Annotated in this window: 20 protein-coding genes; 16 read left to right on the top strand and 4 right to left on the bottom strand. The window is 53.1% G+C overall.

The window, feature by feature from the left end; translation table 11 throughout:
- Positions 1–151 precede the first annotated feature (151 nt).
- Together C162_RS28580 and C162_RS28575 are read right to left on the bottom strand one after the other, a co-directional pair.
- A complete protein-coding gene (locus tag C162_RS28580; RefSeq protein ID WP_036700392.1) occupies positions 152–2,392 on the bottom strand; it encodes an AraC family transcriptional regulator in 2,241 nt (746 codons plus the stop codon).
- Positions 2,393–2,590: 198 nt separating this feature from the next.
- A complete protein-coding gene (locus C162_RS28575; protein ID WP_036700390.1) occupies positions 2,591–3,346 on the bottom strand; it encodes an AraC family transcriptional regulator in 756 nt (251 codons plus the stop codon).
- Positions 3,347–3,673: 327 nt separating this feature from the next.
- Between C162_RS28575 and C162_RS28570 the strand changes: the two genes are divergently transcribed.
- The 15 genes from C162_RS28570 (at position 3,674) to C162_RS28500 (ending at position 22,871) form a co-directional block, all read left to right on the top strand.
- Positions 3,674–4,816, top strand: coding sequence for a BMP family ABC transporter substrate-binding protein (locus C162_RS28570; RefSeq protein WP_036700387.1), 1,143 nt, complete (start codon positions 3,674–3,676; stop codon positions 4,814–4,816).
- Positions 4,817–4,856: 40 nt separating this feature from the next.
- Positions 4,857–6,419, top strand: a complete 1,563-nt coding sequence (locus tag C162_RS28565; protein ID WP_036700385.1) for an ABC transporter ATP-binding protein — start codon at positions 4,857–4,859, stop codon at positions 6,417–6,419.
- Positions 6,412–7,458 carry an ABC transporter permease gene (locus C162_RS28560; protein ID WP_036700383.1) on the top strand — a complete coding sequence of 349 codons (1,047 nt, stop codon included), beginning with the start codon at positions 6,412–6,414 and terminating at the stop codon, positions 7,456–7,458. The genes C162_RS28565 and C162_RS28560 overlap by 8 nt, the downstream gene beginning before the upstream one ends.
- Complete coding sequence (locus C162_RS28555) at positions 7,455–8,393, top strand: ABC transporter permease (RefSeq protein ID WP_036700375.1); 939 nt, start codon at positions 7,455–7,457, stop codon at positions 8,391–8,393. Before C162_RS28560 ends, C162_RS28555 begins: the two co-directional genes overlap by 4 nt.
- A 34-nt stretch (positions 8,394–8,427) precedes the next feature.
- Positions 8,428–9,384, top strand: a complete 957-nt coding sequence (locus C162_RS28550; protein WP_036700373.1) for a nucleoside hydrolase — start codon at positions 8,428–8,430, stop codon at positions 9,382–9,384.
- 3 nt (positions 9,385–9,387) lie between these two features.
- Positions 9,388–10,791: an ADP-ribosylglycohydrolase family protein gene (locus tag C162_RS28545; RefSeq protein ID WP_036700371.1), complete on the top strand. Its 1,404-nt coding sequence runs from the start codon at positions 9,388–9,390 to the stop codon at positions 10,789–10,791.
- 513 nt (positions 10,792–11,304) lie between these two features.
- The gene (locus tag C162_RS28540; protein ID WP_036700369.1) at positions 11,305–12,852 is read left to right on the top strand and encodes a response regulator transcription factor; all 1,548 of its coding nucleotides are present in this window, start codon (positions 11,305–11,307) and stop codon (positions 12,850–12,852) included.
- A gap of 211 nt (positions 12,853–13,063) precedes the next feature.
- Positions 13,064–14,887: a cache domain-containing sensor histidine kinase gene (locus C162_RS28535; protein WP_036700366.1), complete on the top strand. Its 1,824-nt coding sequence runs from the start codon at positions 13,064–13,066 to the stop codon at positions 14,885–14,887.
- A 3-nt stretch (positions 14,888–14,890) separates the two neighbouring features.
- Positions 14,891–16,438, top strand: a complete 1,548-nt coding sequence (locus tag C162_RS28530) for a response regulator transcription factor (RefSeq protein WP_036700363.1) — start codon at positions 14,891–14,893, stop codon at positions 16,436–16,438.
- Between the two features lie 112 nt (positions 16,439–16,550).
- Positions 16,551–18,251, top strand: coding sequence for a sugar ABC transporter substrate-binding protein (locus C162_RS28525; RefSeq protein WP_036700360.1), 1,701 nt, complete (start codon positions 16,551–16,553; stop codon positions 18,249–18,251).
- Between the two features lie 90 nt (positions 18,252–18,341).
- On the top strand, positions 18,342–19,316 hold the full coding sequence (locus C162_RS28520; RefSeq protein ID WP_036700357.1) for an ABC transporter permease: 975 nt from the start codon (positions 18,342–18,344) through the stop codon (positions 19,314–19,316).
- A complete protein-coding gene (locus tag C162_RS28515; protein ID WP_036700355.1) occupies positions 19,316–20,278 on the top strand; it encodes a carbohydrate ABC transporter permease in 963 nt (320 codons plus the stop codon). The genes C162_RS28520 and C162_RS28515 overlap by 1 nt, the downstream gene beginning before the upstream one ends.
- 293 nt (positions 20,279–20,571) lie before the next feature.
- Complete coding sequence (locus C162_RS34735) at positions 20,572–21,333, top strand: methionine ABC transporter ATP-binding protein (RefSeq protein ID WP_084649077.1); 762 nt, start codon at positions 20,572–20,574, stop codon at positions 21,331–21,333.
- On the top strand, positions 21,326–21,988 hold the full coding sequence (locus C162_RS28505; RefSeq protein WP_036700352.1) for a methionine ABC transporter permease: 663 nt from the start codon (positions 21,326–21,328) through the stop codon (positions 21,986–21,988). The genes C162_RS34735 and C162_RS28505 overlap by 8 nt, the downstream gene beginning before the upstream one ends.
- 55 nt (positions 21,989–22,043) lie before the next feature.
- On the top strand, positions 22,044–22,871 hold the full coding sequence (locus tag C162_RS28500) for a MetQ/NlpA family ABC transporter substrate-binding protein (protein ID WP_036700350.1): 828 nt from the start codon (positions 22,044–22,046) through the stop codon (positions 22,869–22,871).
- Between the two features lie 89 nt (positions 22,872–22,960).
- On the opposite strand, the gene C162_RS28495 is transcribed toward C162_RS28500, so the two are convergent.
- Positions 22,961–23,887 carry a metallophosphoesterase family protein gene (locus C162_RS28495; protein ID WP_036700348.1) on the bottom strand — a complete coding sequence of 309 codons (927 nt, stop codon included), beginning with the start codon at positions 23,885–23,887 and terminating at the stop codon, positions 22,961–22,963.
- Positions 23,888–23,926: 39 nt separating this feature from the next.
- Complete coding sequence (locus tag C162_RS28490) at positions 23,927–24,193, bottom strand: DMT family transporter (RefSeq protein WP_442792481.1); 267 nt, start codon at positions 24,191–24,193, stop codon at positions 23,927–23,929.
- On the opposite strand from C162_RS28490, the gene C162_RS37140 reads away from it, so the two are divergent.
- Positions 24,192–24,396: hypothetical protein (locus C162_RS37140; protein WP_235218558.1), on the top strand; the 205-nt coding region annotated here is incomplete at its 3' end. The two genes, C162_RS28490 and C162_RS37140, sit on opposite strands and share 2 nt — an antisense overlap.

Genomic DNA, 24,396 nt, shown 5'->3' with positions numbered 1-24,396 from the left:
ATGTTGCAGGGAATGCAGCAGTTCGCTTAGGGTTAGCGGATACTTGAGCGAGTTGCTGCATTTGGTGAAACAATTAAACACAGAAGCTAAGTATCACGTCTCCAGGTTGCAGTATCTGCAACATTTTGATCAGGCTAGTTTGTATAAACCCCTAACTCATCCGCACACTCTTCAACCGGCGATAATCGGTAGGTGTTGTACCGAAGCTGCGCTTGAACATCCGGTGCAAGTAAGAGCTGCTGGTGAAGCCGCAGCGCTCGGCTATCGCAGTGACGGGCAGGTCGGTGTTCTCCAGCAGGGCGCACACCTCACGCATCCGCACCTCCAGGATGACATCGACGATGCTGTTCATGGTCTGCTGCTTGTAGAGGCGGCTGATATAGATGGGTGACATATCCAGCTCATCGGCGATCTGGTTCAGGCTCAGATGAGACTTCATGTAATCCTCGTTGATCATGGCGTTGATCTGGCAGATGAGGTCGTGCTGCTTGGTGTTCTTTTTGCCTGCCAGCTGCTCCTGCAGGGTATGGAAGAGGGCGGCGAAGGCCTCCTCAAGCTCGTCTATCGTCTCGATGGCGTCAAGGCTGGGCAGCTCGGCCACTCCATCGATTTGTAAGCGATTACGCTTCTGGATAGTATTCACGATCTCTCTTATAGTGACGCTGAGCCTGGACACGGTTAACTGCGCGGTCTGGTAAGGGAAGGCCTCTGTCTCGCGGATCATCGCGCTGAACTGTTCGGCAGCGTCCGTCAGCTTACCGCTCAGCAGCGCATCCGCTAATCTTTTCTCCTTGTCGGCCGGATAATGATAAGTGCTGGACTCCAGGGCGCAGATATCCCGGGCATTCAGGATACAGCCATGTCCATAGAACAGGCGGTGATTCGACGCCTCGCGGACCTGCTGATAGAGCTGATGCAGTTGGCTGGCATTACGGTCAATATGGCTGTAGGTCAGCGTAAGGCTGATCTTCAGATAGTCGGAGCAGGCCTGCTGAATCTGCCGGAGCAGGGCTTCGATCAGTCCGGTATCCGTATATTCCACGGGATCGATAATGTTCAGCAGCACCAGGATTCCGTCATCGTTCATATCCACAGTCTCCACGCGGTAGGTCTGGCCGCAGATTTCGGAGGCGATGTTCATGATGGCGAACTTGGAGGCCAGCAGATAAGAGGAGCGGGCTTCCCGGAACTCCCGGTAACGGTCAATCCGCAGCAGGATCAGCCGGTAATCATCATTGAAGGTGAAATGAATGCCGAGCTGGCGCAGCTTCTCGACCTGCTGCATGGACTGCAGCGGCTTCAGGCCGAGGATCAGGTCACGCAGTGTATTTTGCCGGATCATGAACATGCTGTCGCGCTTCTCGGTCTCCAGGATATGCATCTCGCTGACAATCCGGTTCATCGGCAGGTAGAGGCTTCTGGACATGATCCAGGAAAGGCCTATGCCGGCCACCAGCACAAGACCTGCAATCAGCAGGGTGGTGTTGCGGATGTTGTTGGTCTGCTTCGTAATGATCTCATATGGCGTAATTCGTACATACTGCCAGCTTAGATCGTCCGGTGCCGTATAAGAGATCAGTGAGTTCACACCCCCGAAGGGAGCGATGAAATACCCGGCCTCCCGGCCCTTGATCCGCTGCTCGATGAATCCCGCTTCCTCCGGGGTAAGCTCCTGCTGCTTCAGGCTGTTGCTGGACAGGAAGGCACCCTGATCATCCAGTATATAGGTGGCGCTGGTTGAATCCGCCGGGCTTGCGATCTCTTTGTTAATCCAAGGAGCCGAAATATTCACAATCACTGCCGAATTAATCGCCCGGTCCCAGCCGATGGCATCCAGACAGAGGAAGGTGTAGGCCCGGACCTGATCGTTCTCCTGTGCGCCGTTAGAATAGACTCTAGGAATAGGAGTGAACGCCTTATATTTCTGATAATGGCTCAGAATATCCAGAATGGAGGTATCGACCAGCTCCTTTTCGGTATACACACCGTTCTGGCCATGGGAGGAGGCAACATACAGCTGCCCGCCCTTGGGATTATATACATAGATGGATTCGATATAAGGCATAGAGCTTAGATAGTTGCCCAGCTCGGACATGGCGGCGGTGACATCGTAGATGTCCGGCTTATCGTAGAACACAATTTTGGAGATGGTGCTGTTGCGGTAGATTTGAAAAGAAAGCGATTGCGCAGCATCAGTCATGTTCATGACCTCCCGGCTGGTCTGTGTGAGGTTGCCGAGGTCGGACTGGAAGGTCTGTTTCTTTTCTACGCCGATATAGTAGTTGTAATAAATGATGGTGGAGACCAGAAAGGTTAAGGAGACGCAAAGCGTAATGCTGACTAGCAGTCTGCTGTACAGTGCCCGTTGATTGCCGATCTTGTTCAGTCTCATCCAAGTAGCCCCCTAACTCACTGTGTATTCTTGCGGGTACTGTCCTTTGTCTTAAATGTTCATAGTAAGATTATAAGCTCCAGCCTATGAACAGGACAGTGGAACAAGCTTACAACAGTGAACAGGCCGGACCCCTGAACAGTGAACAAATGCAAGATTCGTGTACAAAAGCTACTTGTGACAGGAGGGGACTATTCCCTATATGACTCTGCTCTGAATGCGGAAGGTGCGCGGGGAGAGGCCGATCTCCCGTTTGAACATATTGCAAAACTGCGCATCGTTGACGAATCCGGCTGCAGCCGAGACCTCGGAAATATGCATTTGGCTGTGCAGGAGGAGCGACTTGGCATAATCCAGGCGTTTTAGTAAAAGATAACGGTGGGGGGAGTGCATGAACCGCTCCTTGAACAAATGCCGGAAGCGGTCGTAGCTGTAGCCGGACATCTCTGCCAGCGAAGCCACCGAGAGCTTGTGACGGTAATGCTCGTTCATATAATTGAGCACATACTGCATCTGATCCTCTGCAGGGGAATGGAAATCGGAGGCGCTGAGCAGCCGCTGGAGATAGACGGTAATTTCACTCATTTGCAGATTCAGCAGCTCGCTGAACCCGTCACGCTTGCGCTTGAACTCGGCGCTCATCCGTTGCAGGGTCTGTAGTACTGTGTGCTCTTTATCGTCGTCAAACACACCGGACAGCGAATTAATCACGGGATTGCCGCAGTGAAAGCCGACGAACAGCACCTCCGGGCTGGGCTGATGATTCTCGTCATGCTTGAAGCCTGCCGGAATGAGGGCGAAGGTATAGGGCCGGAAGTGATAGCTGCGCTGGCCGATGCTGCAGGTGCCCTGACCATGGATATAATAGACAAGCTCGAAGCACTCATGCTGGTGCGGAGGGATATAGGTACCCGCTTCATGTTCTGCATTTACAATATATAGGACACGATCCATGATGAGGCCTCCCTTGATAGTCATTTAGCCGAATCGTACAAAAACATGACCGAAAATATATAAATATTTATGTTTTCATTTGATATGATCTTATCAATAAAACCGAAGATTCTCAACTGGACTGGCCATCTTGTTCGGATATTTTACGGTTTTTTAGCGAAATGTAACATGAAATGTTTGGTTTTCAGAGTAAATTGCTTATTTTCAGAATTTCAACAGTCGCTTATTCATGCTGCCCGATTCGAAGGGACCAACAAAACGTGTAATTGGGATTTTATGCTATTCAGCTGGATGGATCTATTACAAATAGGGGTGTGAACTTAGAAAATGAAAAAGAAAATGCTCACTTTAATGTTGCTGGCAGTTATGGTACTGGTCGCTGCGTGCGGGAACAACAAGTCCGGGAACGGGAATGGTGCGGCAGCAACTCCGGGAACGGATGCGGAAGGCGGCGGCGCGGCTGCGGGGGACAAGCTCAAGGTGGTGCTGCTGATTCCGGGGACGCTGGGGGATAAATCGTTTTTTGATGCGGCGAACAATGGTCTGCAGAAGGTGAAAAGCGAGCTTGGCGCAGAAACGAAGGTTGTGGAAATGGGCGCTGACAAGACGAAATGGGAGCCGACTTTTAATGATATCGCTGCTGAGGATTGGGATGTTGTTATCTCCGGCGGCTCGGAAATTACAGAAATGTTCAATGCAACGGCTCAAGCGAATCCTGATAAAAAATTCATCAACTATGATACTGACATCGAGGAAGCGCCTGCCAATATGTACAATATGTCTTACTCGACCAATGAGGTCTCATTCCTGGCCGGGGCTGCTGCTGCGCTTGCTACCCAGTCTGATATGCCTAATGCCAACAAGGACAATGTGATCGGATTCCTGGGCGGAATGGACATTCCCGGCATCAATGCCTTCCTGGTTGGTTACATTCAGGGAGCACAGTATGTTGATCCGGAAGTGAAGGTAGCGGTCTCTTATGCCGGAGATTTCGTGAACCCTGCCAAGGGCAAGGAATTGTCGCTGATCCAGTATAACTCGGGTGTGGATATTATCTTCAACGTAGCGGGCGGTACGGGCCTTGGTATCTTCGATGCAGCGAAGGAAAAGAACAAATATGCAATCGGCGTCGATTCTGACCAGGCGATGCTGCTGAAGGATACAGATAGTGTGAAAGCCAACCTGATCGTTACTTCTGCGATTAAAAAGATTGATTCGGCCATCCTTGGTGCAGTGAAGAAACTGCAGGACGGCACGCTTGAAATGGGTAAACGTGATGTGCTTGGCTTCGTTGAAGACGGCGTGGGCATTGCCGAGAACGAGATCTACAAGGCGGCATTCCCGGCGGAACTTCAGACCAAAATTGAAGAAGTGAAGCAGAAGCTGATCAATAAGGAAATTAAGGTGGATAACGCAATGGGTATGGAGACCTCTGAAGTGGAAGCGATCCGTAATGCCGTTAAACCTTAAGGACATGAATAAAACTTTGGTTGAAAGGCGTTGATGACCCATGGCAAATGCTCTGCTGGAAATGCGGGGAATCACCAAAGTGTATCCGAACGGTGTGGTTGCCAACAAGGATGTTGAGTTCTCTCTGCGCGAAGGCGAGATCCATGCGATTGCGGGTGAGAACGGAGCCGGTAAATCGACTCTGATGAAAATTATGTTCGGAATGGAGAGCCCAAGCGAAGGCGGGCTCTACATTCGGGGAGAACAAGTGAAGCTACAGTCTCCGCAGGACGCGATTGACCGCGGCATTGGTATGGTGCATCAGCATTTCATGCTGGTGCCTTCTTTTACGGTGGCGGAGAATATGGTGCTGGGTATGGAGCCGAAGAGGGGCGTGGGCTTCAATTATGCAGAGGCCGTACGCCTGACGGAAGCAACTGCACGTAAATATAATCTCTCAGTGAATGCCAAGGCGAAGGTCGAGGACCTAAGCGTCGGCATGAAGCAGAAGGTGGAAATTCTGAAGGCGCTGGTGCGCGGGGCCAAAATTCTCATCCTCGATGAGCCGACAGCGGTGCTGACTCCGCAGGAGACAGAGGAGCTGTTCCATGAGCTGCAGCAGCTTAAAGAGCAGGGACACACGATTGTGTTCATCTCGCACAAGCTGAAGGAGGTCAAGGCCATCTGTGACCGGATTACCATCATGCGCGGCGGGCGGAGCGAAGGCGTCTTCGAGACCAAGGAAGTAACGGAGCAGGAGATCTCACGGCTGATGGTTGGCCGGGATGTGGTCCTGAAGTACGACAAAAGCGATCTTCCCTACGGCAAGCCGGTGCTTGCGGTGGAAGGGCTGAGCGTCTCAGACAGCCAGGGCAAAGCGCTGCTCTCCGAGATCAGCTTCTCGGTCCGTGAAGGCCAGATTGTCGGCATCGCCGGCGTTGAAGGGAACGGACAGACGCAGCTGATCGAGGCGCTGACCGGCGGCCTGCGAGGGGTTGGCGGCAGCGGGTCGGTACAGGTGAAGGGGAAGGATATCCGTGAGCTGGATATTCTGGACATCCGCAACCTGGGGGTATCCTATATCCCTGAGGACCGGATGCGTCAGGGCTCTGCCGGAGAGGCCAGCATTGCCGACAATCTGATCTCCACGCGCTACCGTCAGAAGGATATGAATAAAGGGCCATTTTTGCACGGGTCCAGAATTGCTGCGCTGGCCTCTGCGCTGGTGGAGGAATTCAAGGTGCGGTGCTCCGGTCCGCAGCAGCCGATCGGCATGCTGTCCGGCGGTAACATGCAGAAGGTGGTCGTAGCCAGGGAGTGTTCCACGAATCCGCAGCTGCTGATCGCCGAGCAGCCGACCCGGGGCGTGGACATCGGGGCTGCCCAGTTCATTCACCAGAAGCTGCTGGAGCTGCGTTCGGCGAACTGTGCGACGCTGCTGGTATCGGCAGATCTGAATGAAATTCTGGAGCTGAGCGACAGTCTTCTTGTGATGTATGAGGGCCAGATTGTGGCGTATTTCGAACATCCGTCGGCAGTCGGTGAGGAAGAGCTGGGGCTCTACATGCTGGGAATTAACCGGCAGGACAAAGAGCAGACCGGGAGGGCCGCAAATCATGTTTAAAGTCAAATATTTCGAGGCGATCCGCACAGCGGCGGTCATCGTCATTGCACTTATTATCGCGTTCCTGATCATCTCGCTGGTCAGTGACCACCCGGTGAAGACGATCGGAATCTTCCTCTGGGAGCCGTTGTCCACGAAGGGCCATATCGGCAACGTCATTGAAATGGCGATCCCGCTGATGTTCACCGGACTTGCGGTCTCCCTGCTGTTCCGGGCCAATATGTTCAACCTGGGGGCAGAAGGAATCTTTTATTTCTCCGGAGTGGTGACTACTGCACTGGCGATTCATCTCAGCCTGAACAGCTGGTTCCATCCGGTAGTGGCGATTCTTGCAGGCTCCATCGTGGGGGCGCTGCTCTCGGCCATCCCCGGTATTCTCAAGGCCAAGTGGAATGCGAATGAGCTGGTGACCTCTCTGATGTTCAATAACATCCTGTTCGGGGTGGGGCTGTACTTGCTGAACTATCATCTGCGGGATGCCAAGGCGTTTGCCAACGTTTCTTTTAAATTTGAGAAAACGGCCCAGCTCAGCAAGCTGTTTGCAGGGACGCGGATTCACACCGGACTTATTATTGTGCTGGTGCTTATCGTATTGGCCCATCTATTCCTCTACAAGACCAAATGGGGCTACGAGCTGCGGATGACCGGGGTTAACCGGGATTTCGCCCGTTATTCGGGGATGAAGACGGCCAAGGTGATCATTCTGGTCCATCTGATCGCCGGGTTCATTGCCGGTATGGGCGGCTCGGTGGAGGTGCTCGGGATGTACAGCCGGTTTCAGTGGACCTCCTTGCCGGGCTACGGTATGGATGGTGCGCTGGTGGCCATGCTGGCCAAGAATAATCCGTTCTCCGTCATTGTCTCGGCGCTCTTCCTGGCCTATATCCGCATTGGCGCCGATATGATGTCGCGCCTCTCCGATGTGCCGTCCGAGATGATTTCGATCATTCAGGCTGTCATTATTCTGCTGATATCTGCTGAGCAGTTCCTCAAGTTCTGGAAGAACCGCATGCTGCTGAAGGAGGCGAAGGAAGCATGAACAGTCTGCTGAATGTCATACTGACGACGGATTTTGCCTTCTCTGTCCTGCGTGTAACCACGCCGATACTGTTCGCTGCACTGGGGGCGCTGATCTCGAACCGTGCCGGAATTATCAACATCGGGATGGAAGGGATCATGCTGGTCTCGGCGCTGGCCGGGGTTATTGTGAGCGCGTATACGCAGAGCGCCTGGGTGGGACTGCTTGGGGCGGTGCTGTCGGGTACGCTGATTGCGGGGATTCTGGCCTTTTTCACCTTGAAATTCAAGACCCATATTATTCTGGGCGGGGTGGCGATCAATATGTTCGCCTCCGGGGGTACGGTATTTATTCTGTATCTGCTGAGCGGCGACAAAGGATCTTCCACCTCCTTAGCGAGTAAAGTGTTGCCGAGTGTGAATATTCCGCTCCTGCAGGATATTCCGGTGCTGGGCCCGATTCTGTCGGGGCACCACATTCTGACGTATTTCTCTATATTGTCAGTGCTCGTAGTCTATTATCTGCTCAACCGTACACCGCTGGGATTGCGAATCCGCTCCGTAGGCGAGAATCCGCACGCGGCCCAGTCCGTAGGCGTCAGTGTGGTCCGCATTCAGTATAGTGCACTGCTGCTCAGCGGCTTCTTCGCCAGTCTGGGCGGAGCCTATATGTCGATGGGCTACTTGTCACTGTTCACCCGCGATATGATCGCTGGCCGGGGCTGGATTGCAATCGCTGCCGAATCCATGGGCCGGAGCACCACCGTGGGCACAGCGCTGACCTCACTGCTCTTCGGCGCAGCCGACGCGCTCTCCAATGCCCTTCAGGTGCTGAAAATTCCAGCTGAGCTAATCGCTACGCTACCTTATGTGGCAACGGTCATCGGCCTGATCATCTACGCCATCTCCGAGACACGGAAGAAGAATAAGAAGCTTAAGGCTACTGTTACGAAATAATTAGCAAAGATCAACCTACAAGGGAGCGACAACGATGCCAACACCTATCATTATTGACTGCGATCCGGGGCATGACGACGCGATTGCCATTCTACTTGCGCTGGCACATCCGGGAGAGCTGGATATCCGGGGGATTACAACTGTTGGCGGCAATCAGATTCTGGATAAAATTACCGACAACGCGCTCAAGATTCTCAGCTTTGTAAATGCAGATATTCCGGTGGCCAAGGGAGCGGCGGCGCCGCTGCTGGGCAAGCTTGTTACCGGGGAGGAAGCCCACGGGGAGTCCGGCATGGACGGCCCGGCGCTGCCAGCGAGCAAGTTCAAGCCGGTAGAGCAGGGAGCAGTAGAATTCATGCTGGAGATTATCCGCGCTTCGGAAGAGAAGATCACCCTGGTGCCTACCGCCCCGCTGACGAATATCGCCCTGCTGATTACCGCTTACCCGGAAGTGAAGGAGCGGATCGAGAAGATCTCGCTAATGGGCGGCGGGCTGGCTTACGGCAATGTGACCCGGACAGCGGAGTTTAATATTTATGTGGACCCGGAAGCGGCGCGGATCGTTTTTGAATCTGGCATTCCAATTGTCATGAGCGGACTGGATGTGACAGATAAGGCGGCGATCTTCGAAGAGGAGATTCAGGAGCTTAAGACGCGCGGCCCCGTGTCCGTCATGGTCGGCGAGCTGCTGGATTTCTATTCGATCTACGGGAAGAAAATGGGCTTTGTCGGCAATGCACTGCATGACCCTTGCGCCATTGCCTGGCTGCTGCACCCGGAGCTGTTCGAATCCGAGCACCTGTATGTAACGGTAGAGACCGAAGGCAAGCTTACCCGCGGCATGACCGTGGCCGACCGCCGCAAGAAGCCGGACCAGCCTGCGAATACGGAGGTACTGCTTGGTGTGGACCGCGAAGCCTTCATCAAGCTGCTGTTCGATTCGTTGGACCGGTTAGACCGGCAGCTCGAGTCGCCGGCAGGAGAAGCTTAGCAGATGGCAGGCTGGGAACGTCTGCAGGAGACGGTAAGGTTCGAGCTGCAGCAGCGGATCGAGGAAGGCTGCCAGCCGGGCAGCCTGGCGGAGAAGCTGGATGCAGCCGGGAGCGATGAGGACAAGCTGATGGAGGTATACCGGGAGCTGATGGCACTTCCCGTGGATACAAGCTTTCCTTACCAGGAGCCGTCGGATCTGGAAGCGATCAGACAGCTTCGCCCGGAGGGTCCGCGCAAGCTTGCGGTGGACTGGACGGCGGACCAGTGGAGAGACAGGTTCTACGGCGCCTGGCTCGGGCGGAGTGTAGGCTGCGCGCTGGGCAAGCCGCTGGAATATTGGGACTATCTCTACGGGAAGGATGGCCGGACCGGCTGGGAGAATATCGAGCTGTGGTTCCGCGGTGCGGATGCCTGGCCGATTACAGGTTATACTCCTGAGCATTCCACGGCAAGGAAGGAATATGGCCTGGGCTTAAGCGACTGGTCATTCACCAGCACGCGCGAGAAGATCAGCTACATGGAGAGCGATGATGATATTCGTTATACCGTGCTTGGCCTGATACTGCTGGAGCAAAAAGGGCTGAACTGGGACTCCTGGGATATCGGCAAACTGTGGCACGGCCATCTGACCTACAGTCAGGTCTGCACGGCGGAAACGCAGAGCTATATGAACTTTGCTCAGGAGACCTCCCATCTGCACGGGGAGAAGCCGGCGGACTGGCCGCTGCGGCAGGAGCGGGTACGGATGCATCTGAATCCGTACCGGGAATGGATCGGTGCGGCGATCCGCGCGGATGCCCTGGCTTATGGAGCGGCCGGACATCCCCAGCTGGCGGCAGAGCTGGGCTGGCGGGATGCCTCCTTCTCGCATGTGAAGAACGGAATCTACGGCGAAATGTTCAATGCCGCGATGATCTCAGCGGCATTCGCAGGCCTCAGCAATCAAGAGATTGTGCAGATCGGCCTGAGCGAGATTCCGCAGACAAGCAGATTGGCTAAGGATGTGCTGAGGGGCGTAGAAATTGCACAGCAGGCAAAGAGTGAACGTGAACTGGTCAGCACCCTCTGGAACGAGTTCAGCCATTACGACCCGGTGCATACGAACAACAACGCTGCCATTGTGGCGGCCTCGTTGATCTACGGCGGCGACGACTTTGAGAAAGTAGTGGTCACCTCCGTATCAGCCGGAATGGACACCGACTGCAACGGGGCTACCGTTGGCTCTATTATGGGAGCGAAGCTGGGTGCTGCCAAGCTGCCGGTTAAGTGGACCGCTCCGCTGAACGACCTGCTGTATGCGGATCTGCCAGGCTTCCACCCGATCGCCATTTCTGAGGTCGCGGAGCGTAGTTATCAGGTGTTTCTGAAGCTGCGGGCGGAGCTGGGAGAAGAGGAAAAGGGATAATACAGATACTAATTATATTTAAGCGCTTTTTATGAGGTCGCCTCGCACCGGATGTTTTCAGGGGAAAACATCCGGTGCGGTTGGGCGTCTTTTTTGTCTTCCGGGAAGTTATTACCTCCACTGTTCTGGATGTATACAGTGGGGCATAAGTGCTCAGATGCATTTAAAATGAGGAGCCTAGAATGTATGTGAAAAACCGAATACAATGTGCCGCTGAGAAGGTGAGTTGATACACAGGGGAAATTTGGAACTGGAGGAGCGGTAGCGATTTCTTGAAAGCTTTTCGAAGGAAAGCTCGCATCGTAAGCATAGGCTATATTTGGATTTCTACCGCGAGGAGCAGTTCCCACAAGGAAGTCCAAATATAACAGCGGCCGAAAGTCCAAATGTTCACCGCAGTGAGGACCAAGCTTTGATTTTTAAGTTAACATTCACATGATTGAACTTGTATGTTAGCATTACTTGTAATTCTATTACTTACCAAATTTAGATATTGAGATGGGGGCAGAGCTCATGCTGAAAGTCATGATTGTAGACGATGAACCTTGGGTTCTGGAAGGACTCAGGACGATGGTGAACTGGGAGAAATCCGGATTCGAGGTATGCGCCGAAGCGCTTAGCGCCGGGGATGCGCTGCGGCTGATCCGGGAGCACAGACCGGATCTGCTGCTGACGGATATCAATCTTCCGGTGATGAGCGGCCTGGAACTGATTGCGGCGGTGAAGGAGACGGTGGACCCTCCGCCCCGGTTCGTGATCCTGAGCGGGTATGACGATTTCAACTATGCCCGGATTGCGCTGCGTCATAAGGTGGACGGCTACCTGCTGAAGCCGGTGGATGATGAGGAGATTGAGGAACTGCTGGGGAAGATCCGTGCTATTATCCAACGTGAAAACGCTTCCAGATTAGAGGGGCAGAAGAAGCACAATATCCTGGTACATAATCTGATCAGCCGTTGTGTCCAGGGGGATTGGAGTGAGGAGCTGGAACATGCCGCCTCCGGTCTGTTGGGGCTTCAGCCTGATACAGAGCTGCAGTGTATTCTGGCTGCTGCCATCTCAGGTTCAGGGACGGTGAGCCTGAACGAAGGCGATACCGAGGGTTTCCCGGATCACCTGGGCTATGTGTTCCACGACCCGGCCGGAAGGGCCGGACTCCTGGTTCGCTCAGCCGGACTGTCCCCGGAAGCGCTGGAGGCAGCCGCCGCCCAGGTGCAGAAGGTGCAGTCAGAGAAGCTGGGGTTGCCGGTGGCTGTAATGATCAGCAGCCGGGGAAACGGCCTGCGCTCCATCCAGGAGCTGTACACCCAGACGCTTGAGGTCTGGGGGCTCAAGTACCGGAAGGAGCGGGGCGGAATTTTCTACTACAACGATTTGCGTACTGCCCGCTTGTCTCCGGAATTCACAGACGGGCACTTTACGCGTGTGCTGGATGAGGTGAAGGAAGGCGTGCCGGAGAGAATCCGGGCCGCTGCCAGGGAAGCCTTCGCAGCCATGACTGCCAAGAGGGTGAGTATTGAAGCTGCACAGGCCGAGGTAGCCCATCTGGAGATGACCTTATGCCGGAGCATTACCGAGATGCAGGGAGATCCCGACCAGATCATGTGTGCGATGCACAAGGAGTACGGCAACCTGGGCGGACTCACGGATTATTACAAGCTCAGCCTGTATGTGGACCGGCTCTGCCTGGAGACAGCGGCGTACCTCACCGAGCTACGGGCCAACAACGAGGGGAACACCATTTATAATGTGATTCAATACGTGGATCTGGAATTCCGCAGCAAGCTGCAGCTCCAGGACCTCGCCCGGCAGTTTCATATGAATTCGGCCTATCTGGGCCAGCTGTTCCGCAAGGAGACGGGGCGCAGCTTCAGCGATTATCTGAATGAGAAGCGGATCGAAGCAGCCAAGAGCCTGCTCAAGCGCACGCAGCTCAAGATATCGGATATCGCGGTGCAGGTGGGTTTTTCCAATACCGATTATTTCATCGACAAGTTCAAGAATAAGGTGGGTTCATCACCTTCGGTGTACAAGAATGCCCACAACAATAAACAGCTCTAAGTGGAAACGGCCTTGCCATCCTTTTATAAGGACGGTACCGTTTCAGCGAGAAATAGAAGGATAAATGAATGGTTTGAAACCAATACATTCTTATATTTTAAGATAACCCCACAAAGCGGGGCTTTGGCTTCGAAGGTTACTCAGGTACTTTGCGGGGACCCCGAAATCTTATAAATTCTATAATGATAGGAAAGCCGGGTGTGTGTGAGGGATGGCGACAAAACGGTTTAAATTCGGCACCATCGTCAATGATATTCCGCTAAGCTACAAGTTCTATCTCATCTACATTGTGGGTGTGCTCCTGCCGATCATGGTGCTGAATCTGGTATTCCTGGAGCGGATTACGGATCTCATCAAATCGAGGGAGCAGCAGAATCTGGAGATTTCCATGGAACGGGCGCGGAAGGACATTCATGATTTTATTGAAGGGGGGGTCTCTGTCGGCTACACGCTGGCTGCGGATAAGAACCTGTACGAGATGCTGGACCGCACCTATACGGACTCTATCGAGTTCTACAGCATGTTCAACGAACAGCTAAGAGACCGGATGAACAGTTATATGCCTGTTAATAATCAGCTGGAACGAATCAGTATATACACGAACAACCAGACGGTTGTATCCGGGGGCAATTATCAGGTGATGAACGATAAAGTATGGTTAAGTGACTGGTACCAGCAGGCGAAGAAGGCCACCACCCAGGTATATGTTGCGGCTTACCGGACGACGGAGAACAAGAATCTGGCCTCGTCCACCCCTACGCTCAGCATTATTGAGACCATGGACAATTACCGTAATCTGAACAGCTATGAGAAGGTGCTGCGGATTGATCTGGACATCAGTGAGATCTATGACATTATCGTCCGGGAACGGGATTACCTGAGCCTGTATCTGATCAATGGGGAGAACAAGATTGTGATGTCAGCGGACAGCGGCTATCAGCACGTTACAGATAATCCCTATCCGGTATTCGATCAGTGGGGGGACAGCCAGGACGACAGCGAGGGAGTGCGGGTAATGGCTGTAGGGACGGCGAATTATCTCAAAGGCTGGCGGATTGTCGGAATTACGCAGGGGGAGCGGATCTCCCAGGCGGTTCTCGATATCCGTCTGTACGCAGCGGGCCTAGCGACAACGCTTACTCTGTTGACCAGCATATTCATATATATCATGCTGCGCTCCTATAATTACCGGGTGAAACGCCTGGCCCGGCACATGCAGAAGGTGACGAACGAGAAGTTCGAGCTGATTGCCATCGATGAGGGCCGGGATGAGATCGGCGGGCTAATCCACAATTTTAACCGGATGACCTCCAGAATCCATTCCCTGATCAATGATGTGTACAAGCTGGAGATCCAGAGCAAGAACCTGGAGATGGAGCGCGTCAGGGCGGAGCTGAATTTCCTGCAGAGCCAGATGAACCCCCACTTCCTGTTCAACACGCTGAATGCGATTCTGGTGGTCTGCACCAAGAACAAATATAACGATGTCACCGATATTGTAAAAAGCCTGTCGAAGCTGCTGCGCAGACTGCTGAGCTGGAAGGAGGATCTGGTGTCGGTGCGCGAGGAGATCGCATTTATCGACATGTATCTGAGGATTGAGAAATTCAGGTTCAGGGATAAATTCGACTATACCTTTGAGATTGATGAGCAGTCCCTGGACTATAAAATTCCGAAGCTGAGCATGCAGCCGCTGGTCGAGAATTCCTGCAAGCACGGTCTGCAGACGATTGAGGGGCTGGGGATAATCAAGGTGGCTGCGGCCGTGCTGGATAACAGGCTGCAGATTACAGTATCCGACAATGGTAAGGGCATGGATCCGGAGAAGCTGAAGGAGCTGATGTTCGCGGTCCGCAAGGAGGATTACTCGGGCACCCACATCGGGATTCGCAATGTATACCGCAGGCTGGAGCTGAATTACGCAGATCAGGTGCGCTTCGAGATATCCAGTACGCCGGATCAGGGAACCGTAGTGACCTTTGGCATTCCCCTGAAGCTGCTTGAGCAGAATTATTCCCCGGAAAGAGAGGTATAGACGATGAAATACAAAGTGTTATTAATCGATGACGAGCCTAGCGCTCTGGAAGGTATGGAGATGTGGATCGATTGGCAGGAGCTGGGCTTCGAGCTGTGCGGAACCTGCGGCAACGGCCGGGAGGGGCTGCAGATGATGAAGCAGCTTCAGCCGGATCTGGTCATTACCGATATCCATATGCCTCTGATGAATGGTCTGGAGATGATCGGGGAGTGGCGGCAGGAGGGGACGGATTCGACGAAGTTCGTCATTCTGAGCGGCTACAGTGAGTTCGAATATGCCCGCACAGCCATCAGCTACGGAATCAATCACTATCTGCTGAAGCCGGTCTTCCCGGAGGAGGCTACCGAGGAGCTGCGGGAGATCCGCCTGGAGCTGGAGCAGGAGGCGAACCGCCGAAGAATCCATGAGACCGCTTCCGGGGAAGAGGCGGCAACCTTAATCAAGGGGCTGTTATATGGCAAAAAGGAAGAACCCGAGCTTATGGAATGGCTGGAGACTCTGCCCGGCTTCAAGGAGAGTCTTTCCTGGAATGTTTGCCTGATCCGGACGGTCCCGGAGCTGTATACAGAGGTGAGGAGCCGTGCAGTCTCCCTGCTGGCCGGATATAAGGCAGTGGTGACGATCGATCTGGAGGCGGGATTGCTCGGGATCGTGTACGGGATGACGGCAGGCAGCGGGGACGCTGGCGGAATAGCTGAAGTGCTGAATACTCTGTTGGGTGAGTACAGGGGAGGGAATGTCCATATCGCACTGGGAACCCCGGAGGACTCCTTGTTGTCCATAAAGGGTAGTTATGGCCGGGCCAAAGAGACCCTGCTGCATTTCTTTTACGAGCCGGAGCAGGCAGGGGTGCTGGCTTACAGCGGGGTGCAGAATAAGCCCTTCAGTTATCACTACGACCATATCGGACTGATGGATGCTCTGCTGGATTGCGTGAATCTTCTGGACGCGGACGGCTACCGCGAGGCACTGGAGGCGGCGGCCCGCAGCTTCCGGGAACAGCAGGTGGCGCCAGAGGTGGTGCGCAAATTCGTAATCCACCTCATGTACCGGATATTCGCACTCGCACCCGGGGCAGAGGCCGCAGGCGAAGAGGGCGGGATAGCCTCGGGTGTTGAGGTATCAGAGATTCAGCAGGCGATGACCCCGCTGAACGGGCTGCTCAGCCGCCTATTGTCCTACGGCGGGAAGGCCATAGATCTGTTAGTGCGTGAGCAGAACTATAAGTCGCATGGGATTGTCCGGGAGATCAACCAGTACATCGGGGAGCATTATCAGGAGAGCCTTAGCATTCAGAAGCTGGCCGAGATCTTCTTCCTGCATCCGGTATACCTGGGGCAGCTATTGATTAAGAAGAACGGGATGACCTTCAATGAGCAGCTGCATCATCTGCGGATTCAGGCGGCAGCTGAGCTCCTGCGCGGGAGCAGGCTGAAGCTCTCAGAGATTGCCGAACGTGTCGGTTATGCCAATTACGGACAGTTTCTAAAACGGTTCGAGAAGGAGCTGCACATGGGCCCGAATGAGTACCGGCATGCCAAGTTCTAAAATTTTCGGGGGTACACCTTTAGTTCGGTCGTATTTTAGCGGTCTGTTCACCTCTATAATTTACTTGTGTAAGTGCTTACAAAATAAAGACAATACACTATGGAGGTGCTTTATGGGGGGCAAGTCGAAAGTGACGTTTAAGTATTCCCTGGTTGCTTTATTAACCCTTAGCTTCGCGTTGTCAGGCTGCGGCGGAGGCAACGACAAGAATGCTGCTTCAACTGACAAAGCTAAGGAGACAACTGCAACGGATTCTGCTTCATCTAACACGGGAGGAAAAATTGAACCGTTCAAGGTTAGCGCATTTATCGGTGTAGCCGGGCAACAGCCGACACCGGATAACAAGATCTACAAGAAGATCAAAGAGGAGACCGGTGCCAGCTTCGATATGGAATTCTTAGCAGGCGACATTAACCAGAAGCTGGGCGTTATGATTGCAGGTCAGGATTATCCGGACCTTATGACCGGAAGTACCAAGCTTACAGCAGCAGGGGCTTATATCCCGCTTGAGGATCTGATTGAACAATATGCGCCGAACTTGAAAGCGCATTATGCAGACTATTGGAACATGATGAAGGACCCGAATGACGGACATATTTATATTCTGCCTAACTACGGTGTATATAACGGTAAGGTCAACAGCTCATGGTATTCGGGACCGGCCTTCTGGATTCAAAAAGCAGTGCTTAAGGAATTCAACTATCCGAAGGTTAAGACACTGGATCAGTACTTTGACCTGATTGAGCAATATAAAGCAAAGTATCCAAAGATTGACGGAAGCCCGACCATCGGGTTCGAAATTCTGAACTATGACTGGAAAAACTGGGGGCTGTTCAACGCTCCGCAGCATCTGATCGGACATCCGAATGATGGCGGCGTAGTTGTAAATGACGGCGTAGCCGAGGTATTTGCCAATAAGGATTATGCCAAGCAGTACTATCAGAAGCTGAACGAGATGAACGAAAAGGGCATTATCGACAAGGAAACCTTCGTGCAGAACTACGACCAGTATATGGCAAAGCTGTCCAGCGGAACCGTTCTGGGGATGTTTGACCAGCACTGGAACTTCAACGCTGCTGAGGATTCACTAACGACCCAGAATAAAATCGAACGCACTTATGTAGGTCTTCCGCTGGTATACGATGAGTCGACCAAAGACCACTACCGCGATCTTGCGGTGCTCAACCTCAACAACGGCTTCGGCATCAGCATTAATGCCAAAGATCCGGTGAAGATTATCAAGCTGCTCGACACCCTGATGGATGAGAAGTGGCAGAAGCTGTTCTCATGGGGTGTGGAAGGCGAGGATTATATCGTTGAGAACGGCAGATTCATGAGAACCCAGAAGCAGCGTGATGATGCAGCCGATGCTACATGGCAGCTTGGCAACAAAGCGAAGTCACTGTTTGAGTATCTGCCTAAAACAGAAGGAAGCTTCAGCGACGGCAACTCCACAGATGCCGCTGCTCAGCCTGAAGAGTACAAAGCAGGTCTGAAGCCGTTCGATAAGGAAGTTCTGGATGCCTATGGCTTCAACTCCTACGTGGACTTCTTCAGCGATCCGCCGCCAAACCCTGTTTATTATCCTGCCTGGTCCATCGATCTGATTGAAGGCTCGGATGCCAAAATTGCCAGTACCAAGCTAAATGAGCTGCAGACCAAGTTCCTGCCGAAAGCCATTCTTGCCAAGCCGGCCGAATTCGATTCCGTATGGACCGATTATACGGAACAGATCGAGAAAGCCAATGTGAAGGCTTACGAAGACAAGATCAATGAGCAGATTAAGTGGAGAATCGAGAACTGGAGTAAATAACCTAAGGTCTGGTACCGGGTTTTAGAAGGTGGAAGGCCGGGTGACGGCCTTCCACCTTACATTAATTTGATGGAGTAGGAGACAACGAATATGGATGAGACCTTAGAAATAGATACTGGCGTCCGGCGTCCGAAGAAGAACAAGAAGAAAAAGCAGCCGATTACCTGGCGTGTAATTAAGAATCAGAATCAGCTGATCTGGATGTCTGTGCCTTTAATGCTCTACATTATCCTTTTTGCCTACGTTCCCGTATGGGGCTGGACCATGGCGTTCCAGAACTACAGACCGGCCAAGTCCTTCGGCGAGCAGGAATGGGTGGGACTGAAGCAATTCAAGTTTTTGTTCACCGATGATAACTTCATTCGGGTCCTGCGCAATACGCTGGCCATGGGGGTTATCAATCTGATCCTCGGCTTCGTTACAGCTATCGTGCTGGCGTTGCTGCTTAACGAGATTAAGAAAGTATTCTGGAAAAGAACCGTGCAGACGATCTCCTATCTGCCCCATTTCCTATCATGGATTATCGTTACCGGTATTGTGGCCACCTCGTTGTCCATTAATGACGGGATTGTAAATATCGTTCTGATGAAGCTGCATCTGATTAAAGAGCCGATTCTGTGGCTCAGTGAAGGCAAGTATTTCTGGGGAATCGTAGGGGCTTCACATGTGTGGAAGGAAGTGGGCTGGAATACCATTATCTATCTGGCAGCCATCGCTTCCATTGACCCTGCCCTGTATGAGGCTGCGGAGATTGACGGTGCGAACCGTTACAAGAAAATGATGCATGTAACCCTGCCTGGCATCAAGGCGACCATTGTTATTCTGATGATTATGTCCATAGGACATGTGCTGGAAGCAGGCTTTGAAGTGCAGTACCTGCTCGGCAACGGACTGGTAGTAGACTGGGCCGAAACGATAGATATTTTCGTGCTTAAATACGGACTTGCACAAGGGAATTATTCACTCGCAACCGCTGGCGGGATTTTCAAAACGGTGGTCAGCGTGACATTGCTGCTTATGGCTAACGGGATTTCCAAGCGGCTTGGGGAAGAGAGGTTGTTATAATGGCGGATAACCGGCAGATTAGCCCTGGGCAACAAGCAGGCTTTACGGCGAAAAGAAACCTAGGCACCGGCAGACTTGAACCGTTTTTGTTCACTTCCTTCAATACGGTCTTCATGGTCTGTCTGGTGGTTGTGACTTTATATCCATTCATCAATACGATTGCTGTATCATTTAATGAAGGAAATGATACGATCCGCGGCGGCATTTACTTATGGCCACGACAGTGGACCTTTCAGAATTACAAGGCAATTTTTGCCACTGGGACGATCTTCGATGCTTTCCTGATCTCTGTGGCACGTACAGTGGTTTCTACATTGCTTAATATTTTTCTGACCACCATGCTGGCCTATACCTTAAGCCGCAGAGAGTATGTATTCCGTAAGTTTATTACGGTAATCTTCGTGCTGACGATGTATTTCAGCGCAGGTCTGATCCCGAACTACTTCCTGATTAAGGACCTGGGCCTGCTGAACAGCTTCTGGGTCTACGTTATTCCATCGATGATCAGCGCGTTCAATATGATCGTCATCCGTACTTACATCGGCACGATACCGGAGAGCCTGATGGAATCGGCCAGAATTGACGGCGCAGGGGATTTCAAAATCTTCATGCGGGTCGTCTTCCCGCTCTGTAAGCCGGTGCTGGCAACGATTGCACTGTTTGTGGCGGTCGGAGCCTGGAATGCCTGGTTCGACGCTTTCATCTACACCTCCTCCAAGCAGCATCTCAGTACACTGCAGTATGAGCTGATGAAGCTGTTGTCTTCAACGATGAACTCCAACGGGAACCCTAACGTCTCGAACGGGGTAGGGATGGACCAAGATTCAGCCAGAGCGATGGTCACGCCAATCTCGATCCGGGCAGCGATCACAGTGGTCGCCTCCGTACCCATATTGCTGGTGTATCCGTTCATGCAGAAGTATTTCGTAGTGGGCCTCAATGTAGGTAGTGTGAAAGAATAAGTGTTCAGAGCGAATAGACTTGTCCATGCAAAATAGCAAAAGGGGTGCAGTCCTATCAGGGGCCGCACCCCTTTTCTACTTCCATTGAATAATCCCATAGAGCCACGAGCATCCTTATAATGCTCTGCTCTTCCAAGGACTTAGTAATCATTTTGAAATAAATGATGACACAGCGGAAGAAATACCTTATTATTTAAAGAGATTTTTAATGAAACAGATTTTAAATAATTATAGTACAATAAGTTCTTAGGTTCAGGGAGCATGTCCAGGCAGTTTGTAGGGGAGGGCTTCATATTCTTTCGCTGAGTCAGGTTAGCAAGAGCTTCACTCTGAAGGACGGCCCTTATACGGCTGTTGATCAGGTATCGCTTGAAGTCCAGGCGGGTGCCATTCACGGTATTATTGGCGCCAGCGGCGCGGGCAAATCCACGCTCCTGCGGCTGATCAATCTGCTGGAGCGGCCCGATGAAGGAACAGTTATAGTTGACGGGCAGCGGCTTACGGAGCTGCCGGACAAGGAGCTGCGCCGGCAGCGGCAGAGAATCGGTATGATCTTTCAGCATTTCAATCTGATCGGTAATGCCACTGTCAGCAGGAATGTGGCGATCTCTCTAGAGCTTGCCGGAGTGCCGCGTGCGAAGCGGATGAAGCGGGTGGAGGAATGTCTGCAATTCGTAGGCCTGGCGGACAAAGCCGGGCAATACCCGGCCCAGCTCAGCGGCGGGCAGCGCCAGCGGGTAGCGATTGCCCGGGCACTGGCGAACAGTCCGAAGCTGCTGCTGTGCGATGAGCCGACATCTGCGCTTGATCCGGGCACCACGGCGGATATTCTGGGGGTGCTGCGCCATATCAATGCTTCCCTGGGCGTAACGATTGTGATCGTTACGCATGAACTCGATGTAGTGCGGAGCATCTGTTCCGAGGTATCCGTCATGGAGGGCGGACGGATCGTAGATTCCTTCTCGCGCGGGGAGGGCGGTTTCCTTCCGCCGGGAACGCATTCAGGCTCCTTCCGGGAGCGGATCACCGGCAGAACGGGGGAGGCCCATGTTTGAGAGCATGCTTAAATACCAGGATCAGATGTGGCAGTCTATCGGAGAGACCTTTGTCATGGTCGGTATTGCCATAGGCGCTGCGCTGCTGCTGGGCCTTCCGCTGGGGACGCTGCTATATTTTTGCCGCAAAGGCCAGTTATATGAGAATAGAGGACTGTCTCTAGTGCTCAATAGCATCGTCAATGTCGTCCGTTCCTTTCCGTTCCTGCTGCTGGTGGTGGCGCTGATTCCGTTCACCCGTCTGGTTGTGGGTACGGCGATCGGTACACTAGCGGCCACGGTGCCGCTATCCATCGTTGCTATTGCGTATTACTCGCGGCTGGTGGAGCAGTCCCTGCTAGAGGTTCCGCGCGGAACGATTGAGGCGGCATTGTCGATGGGGGCATCGAAGCCGGGAATGATTTTCAAGTTTCTATATGTGGAGGCCCGTTCAGGGCTGGTGCTGGGACTTACTGCGTCTACGATCAGCTTCATTTCTTTTTCAACCGTAATGGGAGTTGTCGGCGGCGGCGGCGTGGGCGATTTCGCCATCCGTTACGGGTATCAGCGCTTCGAGACCGAGGTGATGATCTACGCCATTCTCGTGATGATTGTACTGGTGCAGCTGATTCAATTCACGGGAAGCACGCTAGCCAGACTGCTCGACAAACGCTAGAATACTATACAATAATGGGGGCTTGAGAGATATTATGAAGAGAACAGGAAGAAGAATGACTACCACGTTTGCACTGGTACTGCTTGTATTGACGCTTGCACTTGCAGGCTGCGGCAACAGCAAAGAAGCGGACAAGGCACCGGCGGCAACCAGCACCGGGCCTGTGAAGATCAAGGTAGCCTCGCTGATTCCGCCAATGACGGATATCCTCGATATCGTGAAGCCGATTCTGAAGGAAGAAGGCGTGGACATGGAGGTTGTCGTGCTGTCCGATAACGTGCAGCCGAACGAAGCGCTGGCGAACAAAGAGGTGGACGCGAACTTCTTCCAGCATGTCCCTTACATGGAACAGTTCAATGCCAGCAAAGGCACAAAGCTGGTGCCCGTTCAGCCTGTGTATGATGCCATCTACGGCGGGTACTCCAAACGCTTCAAGAACATTGCCGATCTGCCGGAGGGAGCAACGCTCGTGATGGCGAATGATCCGTCCAACATTGGGCGTTCCCTGCAAATGTTCGCAGATGCCGGATTGATTACGCTGAAGGATGGTATAGGGATTCAGGCTACGCAAGCCGATATTACCGCCAATCCGAAGAACTATAAGTTCGAGGAGGTCGATCTGCTGATGCTGGCCCGGATGCTGGATGATGCAGATCTGGTAGCGATGACGCCAGCCTACGCGAGCCCGCTGGGTCTGACCCCGAAGAAGGATGCGCTGATCACCGAGCGTGAAGATTCAGCCTTCACCATTACCCTCGTTGCCCGTGAGGACAACAAGGATTCCGATGCCATCCAGAAGCTGGCCAAGGCGATCAGCGGCCCGGAAGTGAAGAAGTTCCTGGAGGATAATTACGCTGACATCGCGCTGCCTGCCTTTAAATAGTAGATAAACGAATAAGCTGTCCCAACAGCCATGAAATGGCTGCTTGGGACAGCTTTTTATTTTGAGTAGAACATCAATGATTCCATAACTTATCGTAGAGCGCTAACAGGATAGACTGCCTCATATTGCGCCGCTTCAATCCAGGTTCCCGTAGTGAAATCTCGTCCCCGTACAAGCACTTTACCAGCATAGACTTCTATATAATAGCCCTGGCTGCCGCTCTTGTGTTCATCCGCATCCGTCCAGAGGTAGGCCACCGAAGCAGCGTTGAACATCGTAGCCGTCTGTCCGTTGCCGGGAACCATCGTGTTGCTGACCTCCAGCTCCCAGTGGGTATGCCCGGTGAACAGTAAGGTCTGCGGGTGCCGTGACAGAATAGTACGCAGCTCCTGATCCTGAGTGACCCCATACCATTCCTGAGATTCCAACGAACCGGCTACCGTATCCTTCAGCGGCTGGTGCAGGAAGAGGAAGACGGGCTGATCCGGCAGGTGAACCTGTTCCGGGTGCGGCTGTATTTGCCCGTCAGGCTCCGGTTTGTCCGGTGCGCCTTCTCCAAGCTTGCGGTCCAGCCACTGAAGCTGTTCAGCAGATAGATTACAGAACGTAGGCAGCCCTTCCTCCGTGCCTAGGAAGATGAAATGATACCCGCCGATCCAGTGGTCATGATAGGGGCCCGGCATACCCATGCGGGAAGTATACATCGCAAGCCGGGATTCCCAGTGGCCGAGACCGACATCATGGTTGCCCAAGGTATAACGAAGCTGCGGCAAGGACGCCTGATGCTGCTCAAGAATACGCTGAACCTCCTCGTACTCGTTCGGAAAGCCATGGTCTGTTATATCTCCAATATGCATGATCCCGCTGCTGCCTTGAGCATGTAATGCCAAATCCTCAAGCGCCCGTCTGAAGTTCTGGTTGTACTCGTGCTCCGGATCGGCCGTGACATGGGTGTCGGTTATAACCTGGAACGTCAGCAGCGGTTCAGTAACGCCCGGTGTGGCGGATGTATCCATAGGCAAGCGAAGCCTCCTTGAAATATTTTCTAAGTCAGATTAATGCCCCTTGGCGCTAATGTTCAAGCCAACAATCCCGGTTACAATCACAGTTACCCACAGGAGGGAGGAACCCGATAGCCGCTCTTCGAAAAACAAGGCCCCCGCCAGAGAAATCAGGAGGATACCCGCCCCGGACCATACGGCATAAGCGACTCCAACCTTGATGGAGGTGAGTGCGACACTTAGCGAGGTGAAGCTGATCCCGTAGAATAGGAACATCAGCACAGAAGGCCAGGGCCGGGTGAGGCCATGAGACAGCTTCATGGAGACCGTTCCGGACAGCTCGAAGACAATAGCCAAGGCAAGAAATACCCAGGCCAAGGCCCCTTCGGCCTTCATCGTGCAGTCCTTCGTACGCCAAGTTCCGCATAAGACGACACTACACAATCTGCATCCGGCAAAAGAGTCCTCCCGGCAGCCTGCATGTCTGCCGCCAGCCCGCTTCGGCCCGCATCAGCCGGTCCGTG

This window comes from Paenibacillus sp. FSL R7-269 (assembly GCF_000517865.1).
GTDB lineage: Bacteria > Bacillota > Bacilli > Paenibacillales > Paenibacillaceae > Paenibacillus_AQ.
This window is presented reverse-complemented; position numbering and strand designations above follow the sequence as displayed.